At 63.3% G+C, this 23034-nt stretch carries 23 protein-coding genes; 9 read left to right on the forward strand and 14 right to left on the reverse strand.

Annotated elements, in window-relative coordinates; all coding sequences use genetic code 11:
* The 8 genes from FHT75_RS18470 to FHT75_RS18505 are packed head-to-tail and all read right to left on the reverse strand — an operon-like array spanning position 1 to position 8211.
* A complete protein-coding gene (locus tag FHT75_RS18470; protein ID WP_028755789.1) occupies positions 1-1014 on the reverse strand; it encodes a succinylglutamate desuccinylase/aspartoacylase family protein in 1014 nt (337 codons plus the stop codon).
* Between the two features lie 31 nt (positions 1015-1045).
* The gene (locus tag FHT75_RS18475) at positions 1046-1390 is read right to left on the reverse strand and encodes a RidA family protein (RefSeq protein WP_028755790.1); all 345 of its coding nucleotides are present in this window, start codon (positions 1388-1390) and stop codon (positions 1046-1048) included.
* Between the two features lie 38 nt (positions 1391-1428).
* A complete protein-coding gene (locus FHT75_RS18480; RefSeq protein ID WP_183845115.1) occupies positions 1429-2739 on the reverse strand; it encodes an alanine racemase in 1311 nt (436 codons plus the stop codon).
* Positions 2732-3685: an amidohydrolase family protein gene (locus tag FHT75_RS18485; protein ID WP_047612221.1), complete on the reverse strand. Its 954-nt coding sequence runs from the start codon at positions 3683-3685 to the stop codon at positions 2732-2734. Before FHT75_RS18485 ends, FHT75_RS18480 begins: the two co-directional genes overlap by 8 nt.
* Positions 3682-4623, reverse strand: coding sequence for an ABC transporter permease (locus FHT75_RS18490; protein ID WP_047613390.1), 942 nt, complete (start codon positions 4621-4623; stop codon positions 3682-3684). Before FHT75_RS18490 ends, FHT75_RS18485 begins: the two co-directional genes overlap by 4 nt.
* Positions 4620-5582 (reverse strand): ABC transporter permease, encoded by a 963-nt coding sequence (locus tag FHT75_RS18495; protein ID WP_028755794.1) that lies wholly within the window; start codon positions 5580-5582, stop codon positions 4620-4622. Before FHT75_RS18495 ends, FHT75_RS18490 begins: the two co-directional genes overlap by 4 nt.
* Positions 5579-7093 (reverse strand): sugar ABC transporter ATP-binding protein, encoded by a 1515-nt coding sequence (locus FHT75_RS18500; RefSeq protein WP_183845116.1) that lies wholly within the window; start codon positions 7091-7093, stop codon positions 5579-5581. Before FHT75_RS18500 ends, FHT75_RS18495 begins: the two co-directional genes overlap by 4 nt.
* A gap of 47 nt (positions 7094-7140) precedes the next feature.
* Complete coding sequence (locus tag FHT75_RS18505) at positions 7141-8211, reverse strand: ABC transporter substrate-binding protein (protein ID WP_047613388.1); 1071 nt, start codon at positions 8209-8211, stop codon at positions 7141-7143.
* Positions 8212-8430: 219 nt separating this feature from the next.
* On the opposite strand from FHT75_RS18505, the gene FHT75_RS18510 reads away from it, so the two are divergent.
* From FHT75_RS18510 to FHT75_RS18530, 5 genes are all read left to right on the forward strand, one after another.
* Positions 8431-9210 (forward strand): IclR family transcriptional regulator, encoded by a 780-nt coding sequence (locus FHT75_RS18510; protein WP_047612216.1) that lies wholly within the window; start codon positions 8431-8433, stop codon positions 9208-9210.
* Positions 9211-9541: 331 nt separating this feature from the next.
* Positions 9542-10894, forward strand: coding sequence for an LLM class flavin-dependent oxidoreductase (locus FHT75_RS18515; RefSeq protein WP_047612214.1), 1353 nt, complete (start codon positions 9542-9544; stop codon positions 10892-10894).
* 10 nt (positions 10895-10904) lie between these two features.
* Positions 10905-11756: an ABC transporter permease gene (locus FHT75_RS18520; protein ID WP_047612212.1), complete on the forward strand. Its 852-nt coding sequence runs from the start codon at positions 10905-10907 to the stop codon at positions 11754-11756.
* 40 nt (positions 11757-11796) lie between these two features.
* On the forward strand, positions 11797-12780 hold the full coding sequence (locus FHT75_RS18525) for an ABC transporter substrate-binding protein (RefSeq protein WP_028755800.1): 984 nt from the start codon (positions 11797-11799) through the stop codon (positions 12778-12780).
* A 9-nt stretch (positions 12781-12789) separates the two neighbouring features.
* Positions 12790-13560: an ABC transporter ATP-binding protein gene (locus FHT75_RS18530; protein WP_047613387.1), complete on the forward strand. Its 771-nt coding sequence runs from the start codon at positions 12790-12792 to the stop codon at positions 13558-13560.
* A gap of 90 nt (positions 13561-13650) precedes the next feature.
* On the opposite strand, the gene FHT75_RS18535 is transcribed toward FHT75_RS18530, so the two are convergent.
* On the reverse strand, positions 13651-15465 hold the full coding sequence (locus tag FHT75_RS18535) for a chloride channel protein (protein WP_047612209.1): 1815 nt from the start codon (positions 15463-15465) through the stop codon (positions 13651-13653).
* A 197-nt stretch (positions 15466-15662) separates the two neighbouring features.
* Here FHT75_RS18535 and FHT75_RS18540 point away from each other — a divergent pair, with 197 nt between their 5' ends.
* Positions 15663-16097, forward strand: coding sequence for a MarR family winged helix-turn-helix transcriptional regulator (locus FHT75_RS18540; protein WP_047613385.1), 435 nt, complete (start codon positions 15663-15665; stop codon positions 16095-16097).
* 30 nt (positions 16098-16127) lie between these two features.
* On the opposite strand, the gene FHT75_RS18545 is transcribed toward FHT75_RS18540, so the two are convergent.
* From FHT75_RS18545 to FHT75_RS18565, 5 genes are all read right to left on the reverse strand, one after another.
* Positions 16128-17036 carry a homocysteine S-methyltransferase family protein gene (locus FHT75_RS18545; protein WP_047612205.1) on the reverse strand — a complete coding sequence of 303 codons (909 nt, stop codon included), beginning with the start codon at positions 17034-17036 and terminating at the stop codon, positions 16128-16130.
* Between the two features lie 120 nt (positions 17037-17156).
* Entirely contained in the window at positions 17157-17846 is a 690-nt protein-coding gene (locus FHT75_RS18550) for an ABC transporter permease (protein WP_028756212.1), read from the reverse strand.
* A gap of 12 nt (positions 17847-17858) precedes the next feature.
* Positions 17859-18584, reverse strand: a complete 726-nt coding sequence (locus FHT75_RS18555; RefSeq protein ID WP_183845117.1) for an ABC transporter permease — start codon at positions 18582-18584, stop codon at positions 17859-17861.
* Positions 18585-18596: 12 nt separating this feature from the next.
* Positions 18597-19370, reverse strand: coding sequence for a transporter substrate-binding domain-containing protein (locus FHT75_RS18560; protein WP_028756210.1), 774 nt, complete (start codon positions 19368-19370; stop codon positions 18597-18599).
* Between the two features lie 47 nt (positions 19371-19417).
* Positions 19418-20197 (reverse strand): ABC transporter ATP-binding protein, encoded by a 780-nt coding sequence (locus tag FHT75_RS18565; protein WP_047612203.1) that lies wholly within the window; start codon positions 20195-20197, stop codon positions 19418-19420.
* Positions 20198-20359: 162 nt separating this feature from the next.
* On the opposite strand from FHT75_RS18565, the gene FHT75_RS18570 reads away from it, so the two are divergent.
* The 3 genes from FHT75_RS18570 (at position 20360) to mctR (ending at position 22965) form a co-directional block, all read left to right on the forward strand.
* Complete coding sequence (locus tag FHT75_RS18570) at positions 20360-20824, forward strand: Lrp/AsnC family transcriptional regulator (RefSeq protein WP_018246856.1); 465 nt, start codon at positions 20360-20362, stop codon at positions 20822-20824.
* A gap of 87 nt (positions 20825-20911) precedes the next feature.
* Positions 20912-22297, forward strand: a complete 1386-nt coding sequence (gene mctS / locus FHT75_RS18575) for a sensor histidine kinase MctS (RefSeq protein ID WP_028756208.1) — start codon at positions 20912-20914, stop codon at positions 22295-22297.
* A complete protein-coding gene (gene mctR, locus FHT75_RS18580; RefSeq protein ID WP_028757172.1) occupies positions 22294-22965 on the forward strand; it encodes a two-component system response regulator MctR in 672 nt (223 codons plus the stop codon). The genes mctS and mctR overlap by 4 nt, the downstream gene beginning before the upstream one ends.
* Positions 22966-23034: the final 69 nt, after the last annotated feature.

Here is a 23034-nt window from a genome sequence, read left to right on the forward strand (position 1 = left end):
TCAGGATGTGATGGGTTCGGCGACCTGGATCAGGCAGTCGCCGGCCTGGCTGTCGCAATGCAGCCTGTGGGAAATGACGATGCCGCTCTCGGCAAAACGCAACTCTTCCTCCGGCTGCTCCAGCCGTTCGAGATCATGATACCATCCGGCCAGATCGCCGGCGGCAACGGTGGCGCCGAGGGCAACAGCCGGCTCGAACCAGCCTCGGCGGTGCGCATAGATGCCTTGGCTGTGCCGCGATAGCGACAGCAACTGTAACGGCCCGGGCTCGGCGAGCGGTACGCGCGACAGGACCGGACGCTCGATAATGCCGAGTGTGACGAGCAGCCGGTCGATCGCCACCGCCGTGAAAGCCATTGTCTCAGGCGTCACGGTGCCGCCGCCGCCGAACTCGCCGGAAAGACCGACGGTTCCGGCCCTTGCCGCAGCGCCCATCGATGTCGGCGCCGTCGGCCCGTTATCGGCGATGAAGGCATGCGACGCACCCATTGCACGCATCAGCGAAACGGACCGCTCGAAGCGGGCGGCATCGGCCTGCCGCTCGATCAGCGTGCAGGGAAGGTGCGCCATGGAGGTGCCGCCCGAATGCAGGTCGAGCACGGCGTCATGACGCGGAAAGAGTTCATGTTCGAGGAAATGCGCCATCCGCGCCGTCGGCGAACCGGTTGGATCACCGGGAAAGGCCCGATTGAGGTTGCCGCCGTCGAAGGGCGAACAGCGCTTGGCCGCCATCACCGCCGGCAGGTTCGCCATCGGCAGGATGGTGACGGCGCCGCGGATTTCGGCGGCATCCAACAGCCGCATCAACCGTCCGAGCTGCAGTTCACCCTCATACTCGTCGCCATGATTGCCCGCCATCAGCAGCAAGGACGGCCCCTCGCCATTTTTGAGGCGAAGGACCGGAATGCGGATCTGATAATAGGGCGAACGGTCGACCGAATAGGGAATGGCGAGGTGACCGGCCTGCCGGCCCTCGCACGAAAAGTCGATCGGATTGACGAGGCCGCTATGCATGATCTCTCCAGTGCGGACGGTTGCGATGCCGTTACAGCGCGGCGATCGCGGTCATTTCAACACGCAGATCGGGATCGGCGAGACGAGCTTCGGTGCAGGCGCGGGCCGGCGGATTTTCGATGTCGATCCAGCTATCATAGACGCTGTTCATCGCCTCGAAATCGACGATCGCCGGCAGGAAGACGTTGACGGCGATGAGGCGCGAACGGTCGATCCCAGCCTCCTTCAACAGGGCGTCGATCTTGCCGAGCACATCGCGGGTCTGGTCCTCAATGCCCGCCTTGCGATTTTCCGCGACCTGGCCGGCAATATAGACGAGACCGCCGTAGCTGACGGCTTGGCTCATACGCGAACCTTTCTGATAACGCTGGATCATAAGCGGGTTTTCCTTTTCTTGCTTTTTGGAGGGAGAGTTCAGCCGAAGCTGGTCAGATAGGCCGCCGTCACCGAATGGTCCGGATCGAGCCCGTAAAGGATGGCATGCCGGTCAAGGCAGGTGCAGGGATGCGAGATGCCGTACTCGATGACGTCGCCGACCGAAACGTCGCTGCCATCGGCAAGTGCCACGAAGGCGTGCTGATCGTTAAGGCGAAACACTTCGGCGCCTTCGAGATCGGCAAGATGCGCACCATTGCGGTAGAGCGCCAGCGGCCGCGGCAGGCCCTGGTCCATCGCCACGTCGCGCATGCCCATGCCGCAGATTGCAAGCCGCGGCTCCGGCCGCGACAGCACCTCGGCCCAAACCCGCAGCGCCGGACGGAAACCCGCAGCCGCGGAAATCATCTCGCCGCCGATGCGCAAGCCGCCGCGTGCATCGAGGCCGGCAAGGCCGCGCTCGTAGATGCCGTGATCGTGGAAGAAGATCGCGCCGCTGCGCAGCACCAGCCGACAGGCCGGATCGGCCGCAACGGCGGCTGAAAGCCTGGCAACCACAAGGTCGAAAAACACCGAGCCGCCTGCCGTCATGAGGAGCGGCCGCTCGTCGCCGATGCAGGCGCGCAGCTTCGGCAGGAAATCGGATGTCACCGCCATCAGCGAGTCGATGCGACGCATCGTCTCTTGCGCATCGGCGGTCGCCGCCGCGCCCTCATAGGCGGCGATGCCGGTCAGCCGGAAGGTCGGAGTCTCCACGGCAAGGATCGCCTCGAGAATTGCCTCGGCGGCGTCGGCGCTTCGGGCACCGGCGCGGCCGGCGCCGAACTCCACTAGCAGGCCGAGAGGCGGCAGATCGGCACGTTCCCGCCATGCGGCGCAAAGAGCCTCGACGAGCGCCGTCGAATCCACGAAAATATGCAGTTCCGCATCGGGATATTGGCCGAGCAGGGCCGCCAGCCGGCGGGCGGCGGCAGCTCCACCGATCTCGTTGGCGAGGATCAACCGGCGCTGTCCGGCCTTGAGCAACACGGCCGCCTGACGGATATCGGCGACCGTCGTGCCCCAGGCGCCCGCCGCCAGAAGCGCCTCCGACAGCGCCGTCGACATCGGCGTCTTGGCGTGGGGGGCGATTTCGGCGCCATGGCTCTTCACATAGATCATCATCAGTTCGGCATTGTCGGAGAAAGCCTGCTGGTCGAGCGAGATCAGCGGCAGGGCCATCCTGCCGTCATAGGGCTTCCATCCTTGCTTGCCGATGGCATCCAGCGGGAGCGGCGGATTGCCTGGCGGAAAGCCGCGCACCTGCTCGTCGATCAGTAGGTTTTCGGTCGTGGTATGAAGGTCAGACATGGCAGTCCCTGATCTCGGCCGGATCGGCGATGCCGAGGCGATAGGTGTCATTGGCGGTGGCAAAGAACAAAGCGCGCTGCTCGTCGTAAGAGAGCTGCGCGGCGACCGTGCGGAAAACCTGATAGACCTCGTCGAAAGAGGCGTGCAGGCCCGCGACCGGAAAGTCGCTTGCGAACATGGCACGCGCCGGGCCGAAACAATCGAGACAATGCTCGATCACCGGCCGCAGGCTTTCGAGCGTCCATTGGTTGTCGTAGGCGACGAGGTCGGAGATCTTCAGGCGCACGTTCGGCTCGCTGCCGAGCGCCCGCAGGCCACCGCGCCAGAGCGTCATGCCATCCGCCGTCCGGTCGGTGGGGCTACCGCCGTGGTTGAGCACGAAAAGCGTTTGCGGAAAGGCGCGCACCAGGTCGAGCGCCTCGCTCATCTGCCAGGGATAGAGCATCAGGTCGAAGACCAGCCCGAGCCGCGTGGCGTGCGCTAGGCCCGCCCGCCAGGCGGGATCGCTCATGCGGTTGGCGCGCGACGCAAAACTCTTCGCCACATCGGGATGCCAGCTCAAAATATCGCGGATGCCGACGACGTTGGGATTTGCCGCTTCCGCCTCGAGCAGGCGCATGGCGTCCGGCCCGTCGAGGGGAACGCGCGCGATATAACGGTGCGCCACGCCGCAGCTGCGGTCGAGGCCATCCAGCCAACGGCTCTCTGCCAGCGGATACGCAACGGACCAGCCGGCCTCGACATGCACCGTGGCAACCACATTCTGGCGGGCGGCATCGGCGCGATAATCGTCGATGCCGTAGTTGCGCAGGATCGGCGCCAGGCTTCCGAAAACCATCTCTTCGCCTGATGCCCGCGCCTTCTGAAGCCAGGGATGACGTTCCAGCCTAAGGTCCCAGAGGTGATGGTGCGGGTCGATCACCGGTCCGTGATAGAGTTCCGTCATCGACGCGTCTCCCGGCCGGAAACCAGCAGAAGGGCGAGGATCAACGTGCCGAACATGATCGACCGCCAGCCGGGCGAGGCATTGACGACCGTGATCAGCGCCGTTGTCGTCACAAGCAGGATCGCCCCCGGAACGGTCCCGGCATAGGTGCCGCGGCCGCCGAGGATGGAGGTGCCGCCGAGCACGACGGCGGCGATCGAGGTCAAGAGATAGGGGTCGCCGATGCCGACATAGCCCTGCCGGTTCATGCCGAGGACGAGAATGCCGGCAAGACCGGCGAAAAAGCCCGACAGGGTATGGGCGACCAGCGTGTTGCGCGTGACGCTGACGCCGGAAAGCCGGGCCGCCAGCGGGTTCGCCCCGAGCGCCAGGAAACGGGCGCCGATCGGCATGCGGTGGACGAGCAGCAGGACGACGATCGAAACGACGAGCCACAGGATGATGCCCGAGGGAATGCCGAGCGGCCGCGCCTGCCCGAGCAGGATGACCGCCGGATTGCTGACAGTGACGGCGCTGCCGCCGGCGACGATGACGAGCAGGCCCTGCAGGAAGGTCGCCATGGCAAGCGTCATGATGATCGGCGGCACGCGAAGATAGGCAGCACCGGCGCCGTTCATCAGGCCGATGCCGGTGGCGATGGCAAGGGCCGCCACGATGCCGGCAAGGCCGGTCGGGTCCCAGGCCGGCGAAATCAACGGCAGCAGGATCGCCGTGACGGTGATGACCGCTCCGACGGAGAGATCGATGCCGCCCATCAGGATGACGAGCGTCTGCCCGGCGGCGGCAATGCCGATCACCGCGGCGAGTTCGAGCAGGTAGCGCAGGTGGCCATAGGCGCCGAAACCACGCAGCGAGAGGCTTGCGACGATCCAGACGAGTGCGACCAGAAGCAGGGTCAGGAGCGGCGGATTGCGGAACGCGGATCGGATCATGTTCATCGCCTTGCCCTCCATACCCCAAGAAGTTCCGGAACAGCGACCGCCCCAACGATGATCAGCCCTTGCGCGACATATTGCGCGACCGGCGGGAAACCCAGGAAGAACATGACGTTGATCATGACCGAGAGCAGCAGGCTGCCGCAGATCGCGCCGCGCATCGTGCCCTTGCCGCCGAGGAAACCGACGCCGCCGAGCACGGCGGCGGCGATCGAGTTCAGCGTGAAGGGCGTGCCGATCACCGGATCACCCGAGCCGGTCTGCGCGGCGACGAACAAACCGGTCAGCGTTGCAAGCAGACCGGACAGCGCGAAGGCTGCGACCTTCACCCGCTCGACCGGGACGCCGGAGCGGAATGCGCCGACCGGATTGTCGCCGGCCGCGTAGATGCCGAGGCCGAGCGGGGTTGCGAGAAAGACCTTCCAGAGCACGAGGATCACGATGAGCAGCAGGAAAGCGACGGGCGTGTGGCCGGCCAGCGTGGTCGACAGCCAGTCGGGAATGAACCCGCCCGGCCGCGGCAGCAGGATGAGTGCCACACCGCCGATGATGAAGGAGCCGGCAAGCGTGACGATGATCGCCGGCAGCCTCAGATACGTGACGATGGCGCCGATGACGGCGCCGATCGAAAGACCGGCGAGCGAGACCGCGAGAATGCCGCCCGGCACGCCGAGCGCTCCTTCCATCGTCGTCGCGGCGATCACCGCTCCAAGGCTGACGAGCGGGCCGATCGCCAGCGTGATGCCGCCGTTCAGCATGAGCAGCGCCTGCGCCATGGTGACGAGCGCCAGCGGGAACCAGTTCTGCGTGAACTTGGAGAAGCCGCCGATGGAAAGGATGCCGGGAAAGAGCAGCGCATAGAGGATGAGAAAGGCGGCGACGACCAGATAGAGACCGGCAAGGCCGCGGTTGCGGCGGAGCTGGATCGAGCCGTAGAGCCGGGATGATGAAATTGTGCTCATGCCGCCTCTCCCTGCGTCGCGGTCGCGATGCCCATGGCCGCGCCGACGATCGCCCCTTCGCTGATCGCATCCTGCGACAGCACCGCCGCGACGCGCCCCTCGCGCAGAACCGCGACACGGTCGCAGAGATGCACGAGTTCCGGCGTATCGGAACTGGCCAGGATGACGAGCCGCCCCTCGGCGGCGAAAGCGCGGAGCATGAGGTAGATTTCCCGCTTGGTCTCGATGTCGACACCGCGCGTCGGATCGTTGAGCAGCAGAACGGAAGGATCGAGCGGCAGCCATTTGGCGAGCGCCACCTTCTGCTGGTTGCCGCCGGAAAGCGCCTGCACCGGGCGGGCCGTGTCGCCCTTGATCGTCAGCCGGCGCGCGAGATCGGCGACCAGGCTGTTTTCCGCCGGCCGGTCGCGTAAGCCGTTGCGGGCGAGCCGTCCGAGCGAGGGCAGAATGAGATTGGCTGCGATCGCGTGGGGCAGCACCAGCCCCTCATGTTTGCGGTCGGCCGGGACATAAACGATGCCCGCCGCATTCGCCTCGCCGACATCGGCGGGCAGGGCGGGTTTACCCGATACCTCGGCCCGACCGGCCGAGGCTGGAATCGCGCCGTAAAGGCCGAGCAGCAAGTCTTCCTGTCCTTGTCCCACGAGCCCGCCGATGCCGACGATCTCGCCGGCGCGGGCTGAGAAGCCGATGTCCCGCACCATGCCGGCGGAGAAGCCTTCGACGCTGATGCGCATGGCGCCGGGCGCTGTGGCTGAGCGCGGCGGGAACAGGTCGCCGGTCTCACGGCCTACCATCAGGCGCACCAGACCCTCGCCGTCGATGCCGGAAAGCGACTGGTCGGCGGTGACCAGACCGTCCTTCAACACCGTGACATGCGAGCAGAGCGCCTGCACCTCATTGAGGCGGTGGGAAATATAAAGAAGTGCCGTGCCGCGGTCCTTGAGCGTCTCGATCAGCCGGGCAAGGATGCCGGCTTCGTGGGCGGAGAGCGACGAGGTCGGCTCGTCCAGGATCAGCACGCGCGGCTTTCGGAACAGCGCCTTGGCGATCTCGACCATCTGACGGCGGCCGAGCGCGAGATCGGCGACCGGCATGTCGAGCGCTTCGGTGAGCCCGACCATGTCGCAGACATCCGAAACGCCGCGATGAAGCGCTTTGTAATCGATCAGACCGAACCGGCGCGGAAAGGCGCCGAGCCCGATGTTTTCGGCAATCGACAGACTGGCCGTCAGGCTCAGCTCCTGCTGAACGACGGCAATGCCTGCCGCGCGCGCAGCCGCCGGGCTGAAACGCCCGACGGGCTTGCCGTCGACGAGGATGGAACCGCTGTCCGGCTGCAGAGCACCGGACAGGAGGTTGATCAATGTGGACTTGCCGGCGCCATTTTCGCCGAGCAGGGCGTGAACCCTGCCCGGCAGAAGAGCGATATCGACGCCCTTCAAAACGGGATTGCCGAAAAATCCCCTGAACACCTGCCGGGCTTCCAGCAGGGGTCGTTCTTCCGTCATGACGGCTTTCCTCAACCCGAGTTACATGGTCGGATTATTTGGGTGGATTACTTGGCGAGCAGCTTGTCGAAGAGCGCCTTATCGTAATCGGAGTAGATATAGCCGTCAGCCGGGAACTTGTCGGCCCGGGCGAGGTAGCTGCCGATCGTGCTGTCGTCGATGACGGGCAGCGGCACCTTGACGAAGGCCGGAACGTCCTTGCCTTGCAGCGCCTGCACGGCGGTATAGACGGAAAGCGCACCGAGCCAGTTGGGCTGCATGGTCGCCCAGCCCTTCAGCCCTTTCTCCTTCCAGAGTTCCAGGAACTGCCGTGCGTTTTCACCGGTCGTCGGCACCTGCTCGCGGCCCTGGCGTTCGAAGGCGAGGACGGAGCCGGCCGACAGCGCGCCGCCGAGCGACAGCACGCCGTCGATTTCGGGATTGGCAAAGAGCAGGCTGGTCATCGCTTCCTGCGCCGGGGCGACGTTATATTCCGTATTCGTCTCGGTAATCACCTGGAGACCCGGATTGGCATCGAGGACCGGCTGGGCGCCTTTGCGGCGATCGTCGCTCACCGAAATGCCGGCCGGGCCGTTCATGATGATGATCTTGCCCTTGCCGCCGAGCTGGCTGACCATCCACTTGGCAGCGGTCGCGCCCCATTCATTGGAATCGGTGTTGATCTTGGCGGTCACTTTGTCGGTGTTGACAAGGCTGTCGAAATTCACGACGGCGATGCCCTTGTCGCAGGCATCCGATATGACGCGGTCGAGCGCATTGGAGGAACCGGCGATCACGACGATGGCGTCGACATTGGCGTCGATCATCGACTGGATATGCTGGATCTGCGTCTGGGCGTTGCCCTGCGCGTCCGTGATCATCAGGTCCTTGACGAGGCCTGCCTTCTTCAGCTCCTCCACTTCAGCCGTGATGGTGCCTTCGGTCTGCTTCATCCAGGTCGGCACCGAATAGATGTTCGCCCAGCCGACCGTATAGGGCGCCTTCCGGTCACCCTTGATGCAATTGGCGGCGGCCGAGGCCGTGCCGGCCGAAAAGACGACGAGGGCGGCCGCAGCGGCAGCACCCGCGAGAAGGCGGCGGCGCAGAGAAGCGGAAATGCCGTTTTCAAGATTCTTCATGTCGATCCCCTTTTTTGTGTGCGGCAGCGTTGACGGCTTGCCATCTATGTCCAATATAATGTACATGTGATCTATATACCGGACGAGGCGATCTTATGCCGATTTTTCTGCCTCGCAAGAGGGGTGCAAAAATTTCATTCGCAAGGAATGACGGGATCGATTGACAGATGCGGCAGAGGGCTTGAAAAGCTTGGCCGGGTAAAAAAGGGATCGACAGCGATGGATGCAGTTCAGGACGAAGCAGCCGGCAAACGCGCCCGAGGGCTCGACCGCGCCTTCGAGATCCTCGATTTCCTGCGCCAGAAGCGGCAGGCCTTGAAGCCGAACGAAATCGCCGCGCAGATCGGCGCGCCGCGCTCATCGGTTTACGAACTCGTCAACCTGTTGCTGCAGAATGGCATTCTGGAATTCACCGGCGGCGAGGGGCGTGTCTATCTCGGCCGCAAGCTGTATTTCCTCGGCGCAGCCTATGAGAACCATTTCGATTTCACCCGCGAATGCGAGGCGGCGCTGGAACAGCTTGCCGACGAGACGCGGGAAACGGCGCAGTTCTGCATGCTGGATGGAAACAGGTACACGGTCGTGCGCATGCGCGAAGGCGCACGCCCATTCCGTATTTCGACGGATGTCGGGCAGTCGGTGCCGATCCCGTGGACGGCGTCGGGCCGCCTGCTCGTCGCGCATCTGTCGGATCAGGAGATCCTGAACTTCATTCCGCCGCAGGATTTCCGCCTGCCGAACGGCGAATGGCTCGAGCCGCAAACCTTCATCGCCGAAGTGCGCCAGGCCGAGCGTGAAGGTCTCTTCACCTTCAACAGCATCGTCGACAGTTTCACCCACTGCTTTGCCGTACCGGTGCGCGGCGAAGAAGGCCATGCCGCCGCAACGCTCTGCCTCGTCACCCCACGCGACGACGGCATCGCCAACCGCGACCGCTATCTCGACTGCCTGAAGAAAGCCGCCGCCGGTCTCGACCATGCTCCGACCCGGCCAAAATGAGAAATAGCTGAGCACATCAGCATATTGATGTCAGGCTGCACGGACATTTTGACGCCGGACGCCCTCCTTATCGCCGCCTCAGCCGGCTCTTTGTCACGCCTGTAGAACGCCGCCTATCGGCCTGCCCCTATAAATCCAGGGGCGGCGATCTCGATCGTTCAATTTCGAGTTTCAAGCCGATCCCGGAAATCTATTCACGCTTCCTCCGAAACTATGAAATTAAGTTTCTCTATAAAATTTATAGAGAACGTATTTTAGCAGTCCAACAGCCAGTTTAATACTTGGCCCTGGGGAAGACCGGGCTGTTGACGGCAAACGGAGAGGACGCGAAATGACACGGAAAATCAGGCTTGGGGCATTTCTTCCCGGTGGCGGACAGCATGTTGCCTCATGGCGGCATCCCGACCAGCCGGCCGACGGCGCGACCAGTTTCGAGTTCCACAAACGCCTCGCTTTGACGGCCGAGCGCGGGCTCTTCGATGCCTATTTCCTGGCCGACGGACTGGCCGTCGGTTTCGGCGGGGCGCGTGAAGGCGGCAATGCCCGCGTCGCCGGCTTCGAACCGGTGACCCTGTTTTCCGCCCTTGCGCCTTTCACCACCCATCTCGGCTTTATCGCCACGTCCTCGACCACCTACGAGGAGCCTTACACGACCGCCCGCAAATTCGCCTCGCTGGATCTGATCTCGGATGGCCGCGCCGGCTGGAACGTCGTCACCACGACGGGCGACCTGACGGCGCAGAACTTCAACCGCGACACCCAGCTTCCGCATGCCGACCGATATCGCCGTGCCGCCGAGCATGTCGACGTCGTCCGCAAACTCTGGGAAAGCTTCGAAGACGACGCCTTCATCCGGGACAAGGATTCCGGCGTGTTCTTCGACCCGTCGAAGCTGCACGACACCGACCATCGCGGCGAACACTTCAGCGTGCGCGGTCCGCTCAACGTCTCACGGTCGCCGCAGGGGCATCCCGTCATCGTCCAGGCCGGACAATCCGAAGACGGACGCGGGCTTGCCGCAGCGACGGCCGAGGTCATCTTCACCGCCCATCAGCATATCGAAACCGCCCAGGAGTTTTATCGGGATATCAAGGCACGCGCCCGTGGTCTCGGCCGAAATCCCGATCACATCCTGGTCATGCCCGGCGTATCCGCCTTCGTCGGCAGAACCGAGGCGGAGGCGCGTGAGAAATACGACCGCCTGACCTCGCTCATCGTCGAAGAGGACGGGATCGGCCTCCTCAATGGCCTGACCGGCGGTACGCTCGACCTGCACGGTTATGACCTCGACGGGCCTCTACCGCCGGCGCCGCCGACGGAAGGCATGAAGAGCCGCCAGGCGCTCATCCGCCAGATCGCCGACGAAAACAACTTCACCATTCGCCAGCTGTATCAGTGGATCGCATCCGCCCGCGGTCACTACACCATCGTCGGAACGCCCGAAAAGATCGCCGATACGCTGCAGAAATGGTTCGAGAACGAAGCGGCCGACGGCTTCAACATTCTGCCGCCCTGGCTGCCGACGGCGCTCGACGATTTCGTCGATCTGGTCATCCCCGAACTGCAGCGCCGCGGCCTGTTCCGCACCGCTTATGAGGGCAAGACGCTGCGGGAAAACCTCGGCCTGCCTTTCCCCGTCAATCGGTTGGCTGCAGGACGTGCAGCTCTCCAGGCGGCGGAGTGAGGAGCGGTCCATGTCCCATGAAATCAACCAGACCCTTCCGAGAAGCTTCGGCCGCCTGAAAAGCAGCGAAAGCAATATTTCCCCTCTCGCCTCGCATGTGCGCAGGGTGCTCGCATCGCTTTTGCCGCGCTACGGCCTTCTCATCGGCTTCCTCCTGTTCTGGCAGGTGTCGAGCACCAGGGGCTGGGTCAATCCCGCCGTCTTCCCGCCCTTGAACGTGATCCTGTCGGCCCTTTGGACCAATCTGGCCAACGGCGCGCTGCTGGATGACATCGCCATCAGTCTGCAGCGATCGGGAACCGCTTTTGCCTTTGCCGTCGCGATCGGCATTCCGCTCGGCCTGTTCATGGGCCAGTTTCGCTTGGTCGAACAGGCGCTCGATCCGATCCTGCAGCTCTTCCGCCAGACCTCGGCGCTGGCGCTCTACCCGGTCTTCATCCTGCTGCTCGGCCTCGGCGAAACATCGAAGATCTTCGTGATCTTCTGGGCGACGCTGTTTCCGGTCCTGCTCGCCACGATCGGCGGCGTCAAGGAAGTGGACAAGAAGCTGATCGAGATGGCGCGGACCTACGGCGCCGGGCCGCTGACCATCTTCCGCCGCGTCATCCTGCCGGCCTCGGTGCCTGCAATCTTCGTCGGCCTGCGCCTTTCGGCGACGACTGCGCTTCTGCTGCTGATTGCCGCCGAGATGATCGGCGCCAACAAGGGCATCGGTTTCCAGGTCATGAACGCCCAGTACAATTTCCAGATTCCGCTGATGTTTGCGGCGATCCTTCTGCTCGCCTTCCTCGGGCTTGCCGCCAATGCCTTGCTCGTTCTCCTGCAGCGCCGCCTCTGCCGCTGGTCTCAGCCGGGCCGTTGACTGCTTCCACCGATTTTCCTCTTCCGAAAAGGACCACCACATGACATTCCATCCCCGCAACCTCCTTCTGCCGGCCGTGATCGCTCTCGGCCTTGCCACACCGGCCGCAGCCACCGACACGGTGAAGCTGCGCTACCTCGCCAGCCAGGGCGGCCTTGCCGCCCATGAACTCGCCGCCGAGCTCGGCTATTTCGAAGGCACGGGCATCACGCTGGAAAATGTCGGCTATGCCCAGGGCGGCCCGGCCTCCCTCATCGCTCTGGCATCCGGTGACGTCGAGATTGGCAGCGCTGCAACCTCCGCCGTCCTGAACTCGATCATCGGCGGCAATGATTTCGTCGCCGCCTATCCTTCGAACGGCATCAACGACGAGGTGCAGTCGACCTTCTACGTGCTGGAAGACAGCCCGATCAAAGGCATCAAGGACATTGCCGGCAAGAGCATCGCGGTCAATACGCTCGGCGCCCATCTCGACTATACCATCCGCGAGGCCTTGCATTCCGTCGACCTGCCGACCGACGTCGCCAATCAGGTCGTCGTCCCCGGGCCGCAGCTCGAGCAGGTGCTGCGTTCCAAGCAGGTCGATATCGCCGCCTTCGGCTATTGGCAGACGACCTTCGAGGGTGCAGCGCTGAAGAACGGCGGTCTGCGGGCGATTTTCGACGATACCGACGTGCTTGGAGACATTGCCGGCGGCTTTGTGGTACTGCGCCGCGATTTCATTCAGCAGCATCCGGAGGCTTCGAAGATTTTCGTCGAGCAGTCGGCCCGCGCCCTCGACTATGCCCGCGAGCATCCTGAGGAAACCAAGAAGATCCTGGCCAAGGCGCTCAGCGAGCGTGGCGAGAACGCGGATATCGCACAGTATTTCCGCGGCTACGGCGTGCGCGCCGGCGGCCTGCCGGTCGAGCGCGACATCCAGTTCTGGATCGACGTCCTGGTTCGCGAAGGCAAGCTGAAGCAAGGCCAGCTGGCGGCCAAGGACATCCTCTTTGCCGCCGACGCCAAGCCGGCAAGCAACTGAGGAACCGTGATGAGCATCGCTGAGGACACCAGCCGCGGAGAGGTAACGATCCGTCACCTCTCCAAATCCTACAAGTTAAACGGGACACAGCTACAGGTTCTCAAGGATATCAACCTCCACATCCGCTCCGGCGAAAGCCTCGCCATTGTCGGCGCCAGCGGCTCGGGCAAGACGACCCTGCTCAGGGTTCTGGCAGGTCTTGAGGATTCCGACACGGGAGAGGTTCTCGTCGACGGCAAGGCGGTGTGCGGCGTCGGCGCGGAGCGCGCCGTCATCTTCCAGGAACCGCGGCTGCTTCCCTGGCTGACCGTGCTCGACAATGTCTCCTTCGGGCTGGAAACAAGAGGTCTGTCACGTGAGCAGGCGAGGGCGCGGGCGCGCCATTATGTCAAGCTCGTCGGCCTGCAGCAATTCGAGGCGGCCTATCCCCGGCAGCTCTCCGGCGGCATGGCCCAACGCGTCGGGATCGCCCGGGCGCTTGCCGTCCAGCCGGAGATCCTGCTGCTCGACGAACCGCTCGGCGCGCTCGACGCAATGACCAAGATCGGCATGCAGCAGGAGCTCGCACGGATCTGGCGCGATGAGGATGTCACCACCATTCTCGTGACCCACGATCTCGAGGAAGCGATTTATCTCGCCGACCGGATCCTGATCCTGCCACGGGAAAAAGGCAGCGAGCCGCGCCTGATCGAAATCGATCTGCCCCGTCCTCGCGACCGCAGCGCCCCGGAATTCGTCCGACACCGCGAAGAGTTGCTGAACCTGTTCGGACTGCACTGACATCTTCAGTCGTCAGCGCGCGCCACATGGAACCTTTTCCATGTGGCGCGCCGCAGTAGCAGGAGCGAGGGAGAGAACATCAGCGGACCGCTATTGTGCCCTGCTTTTTGAGCCGGCGGTGAGATACGGCCGCCGATCCAGTTCCGCCGACCGGTAGGAACTGCGCAGCCGCAGGAGATCCTTGCGGGCGATGAGGCCGCACAATTTCCCTGAGGTCGGATCGACGATCGGAATGCGTCCGTCGCCGGTCGACAGCATCAGGTCGGCGATGAATGCGACCGTATCATCCGGATGCCCGACAGGAACGGACGCGTCTGTCACATTTTCCGCAAGCGTCTGTCCGGCGAGGTCCAAATTCCCCTGCCAGAGCAGGGCGTCAGCCCTCGATACGATGCCTGCCAATTTGCCTCCTGCATCGACCACCGGATAGATCCGGTGCGTTTTCTCCAGCGAGGCAAAGAAGTCGCACGCCTCTCCCACCGTCATGGTGACCGGAAGCGTATCGACATCGCTGATCATGATCTCCCTTGCCCGCGATAGCTCGAACGGATCGACGCCATATTCGCGGGTGATATGCTGGCCGCGGCGTGCGATCTTCTCGGTGAGGATCGAGCGGCGCAGCAGCAAAACCGTGACGGCATAGGCCGTAACCGTTGCGGCAAGCAGCGGAACGAGCGTGCTGATGTCGCCGGTGATCTCCATCGCGAAGAAGGTTCCCGTCAGCGGCGCGCGCATGGTTCCGCCCATCATCGCCGCCATGCCGAGCAGCGCCCAGAAGCCGGGATCGTTGCCCGGCATAACAAGCCCGACCAGCCATCCGAGAGCGCCGCCGAAAATCAGAAGCGGTGCAAGCACGCCGCCCGAGGTGCCCGACGACAGGGCAAACAGCCAGATGACCGTCTTCACCAGCAGGATCGACATCACAGCCGGCGCGAGCAGCCGGTTGTTGAGCAAGCCGTCGATGATGTCGTAGCCGACGCCCATTGCCCTGGGTTCGATCAGGCCGCCGAGGCCGATGACGAGACCGCCGAGCATCGGCCACCACATCCAGTGGATCGGCAAGGCCTCGAACAGATCCTCGATCCGGTAGAGCAGTGTCGTCAGCAATCCCGATTGCAGGCCTGAGATGATGCCCATCGCCGCACAGGCGAAAATCCCCCACCAGGGCAAGTCTGGCTGAAAGTGGGTCGGGAACAGCGGACCGGTGCCGAACAGCAGCGGACGCCAGCAGATCGATACGCAAGCGGCGACGGCGACCGGAATGAAGCTGCGCGGCTTCCATTCGAACAGTAAGAGTTCGACCGCCAGCATGACCGCGGCGATCGGCGAACCGAAGATCGCCGTCATGCCTGCGGCGGCACCCGCGACGAGCAGCGTCTTCCGCTCTGCCGCACTCATGTGGAAGAATTGGGCGAACAGCGAGCCGATCGCACCGCCGGTCATGATGATCGGCCCCTCGGCGCCGAACGGACCGCCGGTTCCGATGGAGATCGCTGATGACAGCGGCTTCAGCACCGCAACCTTCGGCGACATCCGGCTGCCGCCGATCAGGATGGCCTCGATCGCCTCCGGAATGCCGTGGCCGCGTATCTTCTCCGACCCGAAGCGGGCCATCAGCCCGATGACCAGCCCGCCGAGCGGCGGAACGAGCACCCCCCACAGCGAGCGCGGCACGGCGGCCAGAGAGGCGGGCCGGATGCCGATCTGCCCGAACCAGATTGCATTCGTCACCAGCGCGATGAGGCTGACGAGACACCAGGCGGCAAACGCGCCTGCCGTGCCGACAATGATGGACATGCCAACCAGCAGGAGGACCCGCCGGTCGGTGGTGAAATCTCCGGCCTCGCGCCGGGAAAGACCGCCGGTGAAATCGTGCGGCCGGTTGCTTGGTTGATGCTGCGCCATGGAAGCCTCTGCTACGCGGAAACGGATACGCTCGAGGGGCGTCAATATATCGTGATACGATATAAATCAATGGACGAAAACATGAAGACGATAATGCCTCGTAAGATGCCTCCCTTGACCGGCTGGCGACTGCTCCTCTATTCGAGATGGCCGAATGGCTTCCAACTGGGCAGCCGCTGCGGCAAAGGAGAATGGCTTTGAGGAAGACCGCGCCGCCGCTCAGACAGGAAGATTACCAGGCTCTCGCCGACCTCCGTTTCGCGCTTCGCCAGTTCATGGACTTCAGCGCCTCCGCCGCCCAGTCGGAAGGACTGCCGACGCAACAGCATCAGGCGCTGCTGGCGATCAAGGGACAACGCGGCGGTGCCGTAACCATCGGCATGCTGGCCGAGCGGCTGATCATCGCGCCGCATACGGCGACCGAACTTGTCGGGCGGCTGTCGGATGCCGGATTGGTCGAACGTCATGCCGATCCGGCCGACAGGCGCCGCCAGACGATTCTGCTGACCGACAAGGCGGACGCGCTGCTGACGCGGCTGAGCGCCGTCCATCTTTCAGAAATAAGGGAGATGGCGCCGAAGCTGATCAAGCTCCTCCTCGAGCTGCAGAAAACGGCGCCGAAAGCTGAATAACAGTTGCGGCGGCGCGGCCCACGTGCCGCGTCAACCCAAGAGCGTCTTCTTGAGCCGATGGATATGGGCGGCGCCGATCCCGCAGCAGCCGCCGATGATCGTCGCGCCGGCTTCGGCCCAGGAGCAGGCGTAACGCGAATAGGCATCGTCATTCAGATCGTTGCGCGTTTCATGCAGGCCTTCATTGGCGGCCGCTTCGCCTGTTTCCCCTTCGAAGGCGTTGGCATAGACGCCGATCTCGATGGAAGCGTCCATTGTCCGGAAGATGCGCGCCGCCGTCTCCACGGCCGCCTGCATGACCTCGGGCTTGCTGCAATTGAACAGGAAGGCTTCAGCGCCCGATGACACCGCCCAGGACGCCGCGTCAGCGACAGTTTCGCCGGAGCGAAGCTTCGGTTCGCCGCCTCCGATGGCTGCCTCGTCATCCGCCAATGTGAAGGAAATCCAGAACGGCTTGCCTGATGCCGCCACCGCCTTGCGGACGGCTTCCGCCTCGGCGATCAGGCTCAGCGTCTCGCCGAGCCATATATCGACGAAGGGGCCGAGGTTTTCGACGAGCACCTCGAGATAGTCCTGCACCCGCGACGGCTGAAAGTTCTGCGGCTCGTATGAGCCGAAGATCGGCGGCAGCGAGCCGGCGACCAGCACCTTGCGATCCGAGACGGCATCAGCCGCCTCGCGGGCTAACCGACCGGCGAGACGGATCAACGCCGGCCCTTCCTTCCAAAACCGATCCTCGCCGATGTGAAAGGGCACCAGAGCATAGCTGTTCGTCGTCACGACCTCGGAGCCGGCGGCAATGAATTCCTGGTGGACCTTGCGAACGATATCAGGCGCGTTGATCAGCGCCAATGCCGACCATTCCGGCTGTTTCAGTTCGGCGCCCAGCCGCAGTAGCTCGCGGCTCATGCCGCCATCGAGAATTCGCGTCGTGCTCATGAAGAGGTCTCCATTCAGGCCGTCGCGCCATGACCGGCGGCGGGCTTTTCATAACAAAGTGGGCGAGATGCACGTGGTTCGTGCGCGAGGTAGTTCATGGGCCAGTCCCTTTCCGTCCGCCTAGCGGCGAACCGGCACCTGCGCTTCGAGACCTCGGAAGACGCGGGCGACAACTGCAGTCAAGGCGAGATAAAAGAGGGTGACGACCAGCAGTGGTTCATAGACGAGCAGCGTGTCCTGCCGGACCTTGTTCGCCACGGCATAGAGATCCATCACCGTGACCGTAAAGGCGAGCGGCGTCGCCTTGAGCTGCATGACGATCTCTCCGGCAATGGTCGGCAGGGCGATGCGAATGGCGCGCGGCAGCCAGATGCGGCGGGTCAGCATCCAGGGCGACAGGCCGAAGGCCCGGCCGGCTTCGAGCTCACCCTTGGGAACGGCGAGCAGCGCGCCGCGCAATACCTCCGCCTCATAGGCCGCATAGTTCAGGGTGAAACTGACGGCGGCGAAGAAGAAGCCCTCGCGCAGGATCGGCCAGAACAGGCTCTGGCGGATACCGGGGATCATCGGCAGCAGCGATCCCACCCCATAGTAGAGAAGCCACAGCTGTATCAGCAGCGGCGTGCCGCGGAAGAAGGTGCAGTAGCCCCGCGCCAGTAGACGCGTCAGCCTGCCGCCGCTGACTTGCGCGAAGGCGAGGCCGATGGCGAGGGCAAAGCCGAACACCACAGAGATCACCAGCAGGCAAATGGTCTGCCAGGCGCCCGTCAGAAGCAGCGGCCAATAGGAAGAGATCCAGGTGAAACTCATGGGGCGCTTTCTTCAGGCAAGGCGCGGCTGCCCCCGCCGTACCCGTCCCTCGATCAGTTTGAAGACGAGGTTGGAAACGAGCGTGATGGCGAGGTAGAGAAGGGCCGAAGCAAGGAAAAAGACGAAGTAGTGTTTTGTGCTTGCCCCGGCAAGACGGGTGGCGAGCGCCAGTTCCTGATAGCCGACGACGGCGACCAGCGCGCTGTCCTTGGTGACCGACATCCACAGATTGGCAAGACCCGGCAGGGCGTTCGGCAAGAGCGCCGGCAGCAGGACGCGGCGAAACCGCAGCACCGGCCCCATGCCGAAAGCCTTGGCAGCTTCGATCTGGCCGACGGGAATGGCGAGGATCGCGCCGCGCAGCACCTCCGTCATGTAGGCGCCCTGCACGAAGCCCAGCACCGCAACGGCCGCGACGAAACCATTCACATTGACCGGCGGCAGGTCGAACACGGCGAGCAGCCGGTTGAGGCCGTCGGTGCCGGCATAATAGAGCCCGACGATCAGGATCAGTTCGGGAACGGCGCGGATCAGCGTGGTATAGAGATCGAGCAGCAGGTGGAGCAGGCGATTGCCCGAAAGCTTCCCCAGCGCGCCGCCCGTGCCGAGCAGGAGGCCGATCGCGAAAGCGCAAGCCGAGATGGCGACCGTGGAGACCGCACCTGCCAAGAGAACGCCGCCCCATCCCGGAGGATAGGGAGACAGCAGGTCCAGAATACCTTGTTGCGCGGTCGCCATTCTCAGGACTGCTTACTTCGCGCCGTAGATGTCGAAATCGAAGTATTTCTTGGTGATGGCGTCATACTGGCCGTTGGCACGGACTGCAGCGATGGCCGCGTTCAGCTTGGCCTTCAGCTCCGTGTCTTCCTTGCGCAGGCCGCCCGAAACGCCGGCGCCGAGGATCTCCTTGTCGTCGGCGACGTCGCCCGCCTTTGCGCAGCAATCCTTGCCGCCATCGCTTTTCAGGAAAGCGTCAAGCGCCAGTGAATCGCCGAAGACATAGTCGATACGGCCGGAGGCGAGGTCCTGAAAAGCCTCGTCGAGCGTCTGGTAGGTCTTTTCCTCGGCAGCGCCGGCGAAATACTTCTTGTAATATTCCGACTGGATCGTCGACACCTGGATGCCGATGGTCTTGCCCTTCACGTCCTCGGCGGTGGCGCCCGGCTTCTGGTCCTTGGGACCGATCAGGGTGCTTGGCGTGTTGTAATATTTGTCGGTGAAGTCGATCACCTTCGAGCGTTCCGCGGTGTTCGACATCGACGACCAGATCACGTCGAACTTCTTGCTCTGGAGCGCCGGAATGAGACCGTCCCAGGAAATGTCGACGATCGAGCATTTCTCCTTCATCTCTTCGCAGACGGCATTCATCAGGTCGATTTCCCATCCCTGCCATTGGCCCGACGCGTCCTTGGCGAAGAAGGGCGGATAGGATTCGTTCATGACGCCGAAGCGGACTTCGGCCTGTGCGGTGACGGCGGAAAGCACGAGTGCCGCGCCGGCGAAAAGCGTGGGGAGCAGTTTCATTCGCAGGATTCTCCTGGTTTGTGTTGTCGATGAGAGAGCGGTCGGCATCAGTGGGCGCTGAGACCGGTGAATTCCCGGCAGCGGGCGCTGACCGGCGCCCCGAAAATCTGCTCCGGCGGACCTTCCTCCTCGATCCGTCCTTGATGCAGGAAGAGAACACGGCTCGAGACATCGCGGGCAAAGCGCATTTCATGCGTGACGATCAGCATGGTCCGGCCTTCTTCCGCGAGATCGCGGATGACTTTCAGGACCTCGCCGACCAGCTCCGGATCAAGCGCCGATGTCGGTTCGTCGAACAGCATGACATCGGGATCGACGCAGAGGGCTCTGGCAATCGCCGCGCGCTGCTGCTGGCCGCCGGAGAGGAAAGCCGGATAGGCGTGACGCTTGTCGAAGAGCCCGACCTTGTGGAGCAGGGCCTCGGCTTTTTCGACGGCCTCGCGCCGCGGAATGCCCATCACGTGCACCGGCGCCTCGATGACGTTTTCCAGCACCGTCCGATGAGCCCAGAGATTGAAGCTCTGAAAGACCATCCCGAGCCCGGTCCGCAGCCGTTCGATCTGCCGCCAGCTGCGCGGCTGCAGCCGGCCGTCCCGGCCCATTTCCAGCACGATTTCCTCGCCGTTCACGGCGATGCGCCCACGATCCGGGGTTTCCAGGAAATTGATGCATCTGAGAAAGGTGCTCTTGCCGGAGCCCGACGAGCCGATAATCGAAATCACGTCAGACTTGTGGGCCTCCGCCGAAATACCCTTGAGAACCTCTTGCGAGCCGAAGCTTTTATGAAGATCTTCGACGCGAAGAGCAGGAAAGGGTTGATCCGACATGCATGGTTCCGGCTGGACTGGATTTGCGAAGGATAATGATAAAATAACGCGGTTTTTTCGCGCAATTTTTGTCTCTTCTGCATAATTTGTGCAAAATAATCTTCCTCACGCGGCGAATGCGGCAGAAACCGCGAAGTGCCGCAGCGAGAATTGGACTGAACAATGGAACAACTGGATCGTTTTGACCGTGACATTCTCGATATCGTTCAGCGCGACTGCCAGCTGAAAGCCGAAACGATCGCCGAACGGATCGGGCTGTCGGTCTCGGCCGTGCAAAGACGGTTGAAGCGGCTGCGCGAGGAGGGGATCATCAAGGCGGAGGTGGCCGTCGTCGACCGCAAGGCGACGGGAACGGCGATGGTGTTCATCGTCGGGATGGAGATCGAGCGGGACAATTACGACGCGCTGGCGAAGTTCCGCCTGTGGGCGGAGAAGCAGGATCACATACAGCAGGTCTATTACGTCACGGGCGCGGTCGATCTGATCGCGATCGTCACCGCCCGCGACGTCGAACATTATGACGATATCGCTGCGCTGATCATGGCAGACAATCCGCAGATCCGCCGCATGCACACGAATGTCGTGCTGCGCGACGTCAAGCTCGGTCTGTTCGTGCCGCTGGAATAGCGCTGGCGCGGCCGCGCGGACAAGCCGCTGGACTCGCATTCGGCAAAGGGCATAATTCCGGGCACACATTCTCGGGAGGAATGATCGTTGACGCTACGACACCAGATCATCGCATTGGCGATCGTCCCGCTCGTCATTTCGATCCTTGCGATCACCACCTTCATCACATGGCAATCGGCAAACCTCGCCAAGAACAGCATCGATACGTTCGAGCAGAACATGCTGAAGACCAAGGAAGCCGAAATCCTCAATCTGACCAACCTTGCCCTGTCCGCCATCCAGACGATCTACGACAAGGCCGGCGCCGACGACGAGGCTGCCAAGCAGCAGGTGGCGGCGATTCTGACCTCGCTCGACTACGGCAAGGACGGATATTTCTTCGTCTACGACTATGACGGCAACAATATCGTCCATCCGCGCCAGACGTTCCGGCACGGGCACAATTGGCTCGACCTGACCGATCCGGATGGCGACAAGGTCATTGCCGAACTGATCGCCACGGCAAAAGCGGGCGGCGGCCTGCATCAGTACAAATGGCAGAAACCATCGACCGGACAGATCGCCGACAAGCTCTCCTTCGTCGTCAGTCTCGACAAGTGGCACTGGGTGGTCGGCACCGGCGTTTACCTCGACGATGTCTTTGCCCAGAGTGCCGCCGCCAATGCCGACATGCGCGCCAACATCAGACGGACCTTCATCATCGTCGCGCTGATCGCCGTGCCTTCGGTGCTCGTCGTTTTCACCACCTGCATGCTGCTGACTTTCCACGAGCGCCGCATGGCCGACAGCCGGCTCAAGGCGCTGACGCAGCGGGTCATCGACACCCAGGAAGAAGAGCGCGCGCGGCTTGCGCGCGAGCTGCATGACGGCATTTCCCAGAATCTCGTCGGCGTGCGCTATGCGATGGACCTTGCCGGCCGCAAGGTCAGGACCAATGTCGACGATGCCGCTCTTACCATCGACCGCGGCGTCGAGGCGCTGAACGGCGCCATCAAGGAGATCAGGCGGCTGTCGCACGATCTGCGGCCGCGTGTGCTCGACGATCTCGGCCTGACGGCGGCGTTAGAGGCGCTGTGTTATCATTTCGCCGAGCGGACGGGGATCGAGACGAAGATCGATGCTTCGGGCTTCACCGACACGCTGAAGGCCGAGGCGAGCACCGCGCTTTATCGCGTCGCCCAGGAAGCCTTCAACAATGTCGAACGCCACTCGGGCGCCTCCAAACTCTCGGTCAAGCTCTGGAGCGACGGCGGCCGCGCCCGCATGACCGTCACCGACAACGGCACCGGCTTCGACGGCGCCAGGGGCGACTTATCCGGCAGATCGGGTCTTGGCCTGCGCAACATGCAGGAACGGATGGCCCACTTCCGCGGTCTGTTGCTGATCAACAGCAGCGAGACCGGCACGACGCTGACGGCGATGCTGCCGAAATCGGCCAATCGTCCCGCCGATCGGCAGGCGGAAGCCGCATGACGGAACGCCTGAAAATCAAGGTGCTGTTGATCGACAACCATCCGCTGGTGCTGGACGGGTTGAAGGCAGTGCTCGAAACATTCGACCATATCGAAGTCGCCGGCACGGCCGGGCTTGCGCAAACGGGGCTCGACATCGGCCGGCAGGTGCTGCCGCAAGTGGTGCTGATGGATATCAACATGCCGAAGCTGAGCGGCATCGATGCGATCGAATTGTTCCGGAACGAACTGCCCCAGGCGCGGGTGGTGATGCTCTCGATGCATGACAGCCGCGAATATATTTCCTCCTCGGTCATGCATGGCGCTGCCGGCTATATCCTGAAGGACGTCTCGACCGACGAGATCGTCTCGGCCATCGAGACCGTGGCAGGTGGCGGCACCTATTTCTCCTCCGGTGTCTTCGACGCGCTGATGGGCGAGCGGGTGGAGGAGGGGAGCGATCCCCTGACACCGCGCGAACGCGACATTCTCGGGCTGATCGTTGCCGGCAGGAGCAACCGGGAGATCGCCGAGGCGCTCGGGATAAGCTCCGCCACGGCGGAAACCCATCGCAAGAATCTCAAGAAAAAGCTCGGCATCGCAACCACGGCCGGCCTCATCCGCTATGCGCTCGACCACGGCATCGTTGCAAAAGTCGACGTGAATTCGCGCCTACCCACTTCTGGGTAGGCCCCGGCATTTCACCCTTGCACCCATCTTGTGGGGATGAAACCAGCGCCCTAGGACTCCCCTCACGGC

Source organism: Rhizobium sp. BK112 (assembly GCF_014193215.1).
Taxonomy (GTDB): Bacteria; Pseudomonadota; Alphaproteobacteria; order Rhizobiales; family Rhizobiaceae; genus Rhizobium; species Rhizobium anhuiense.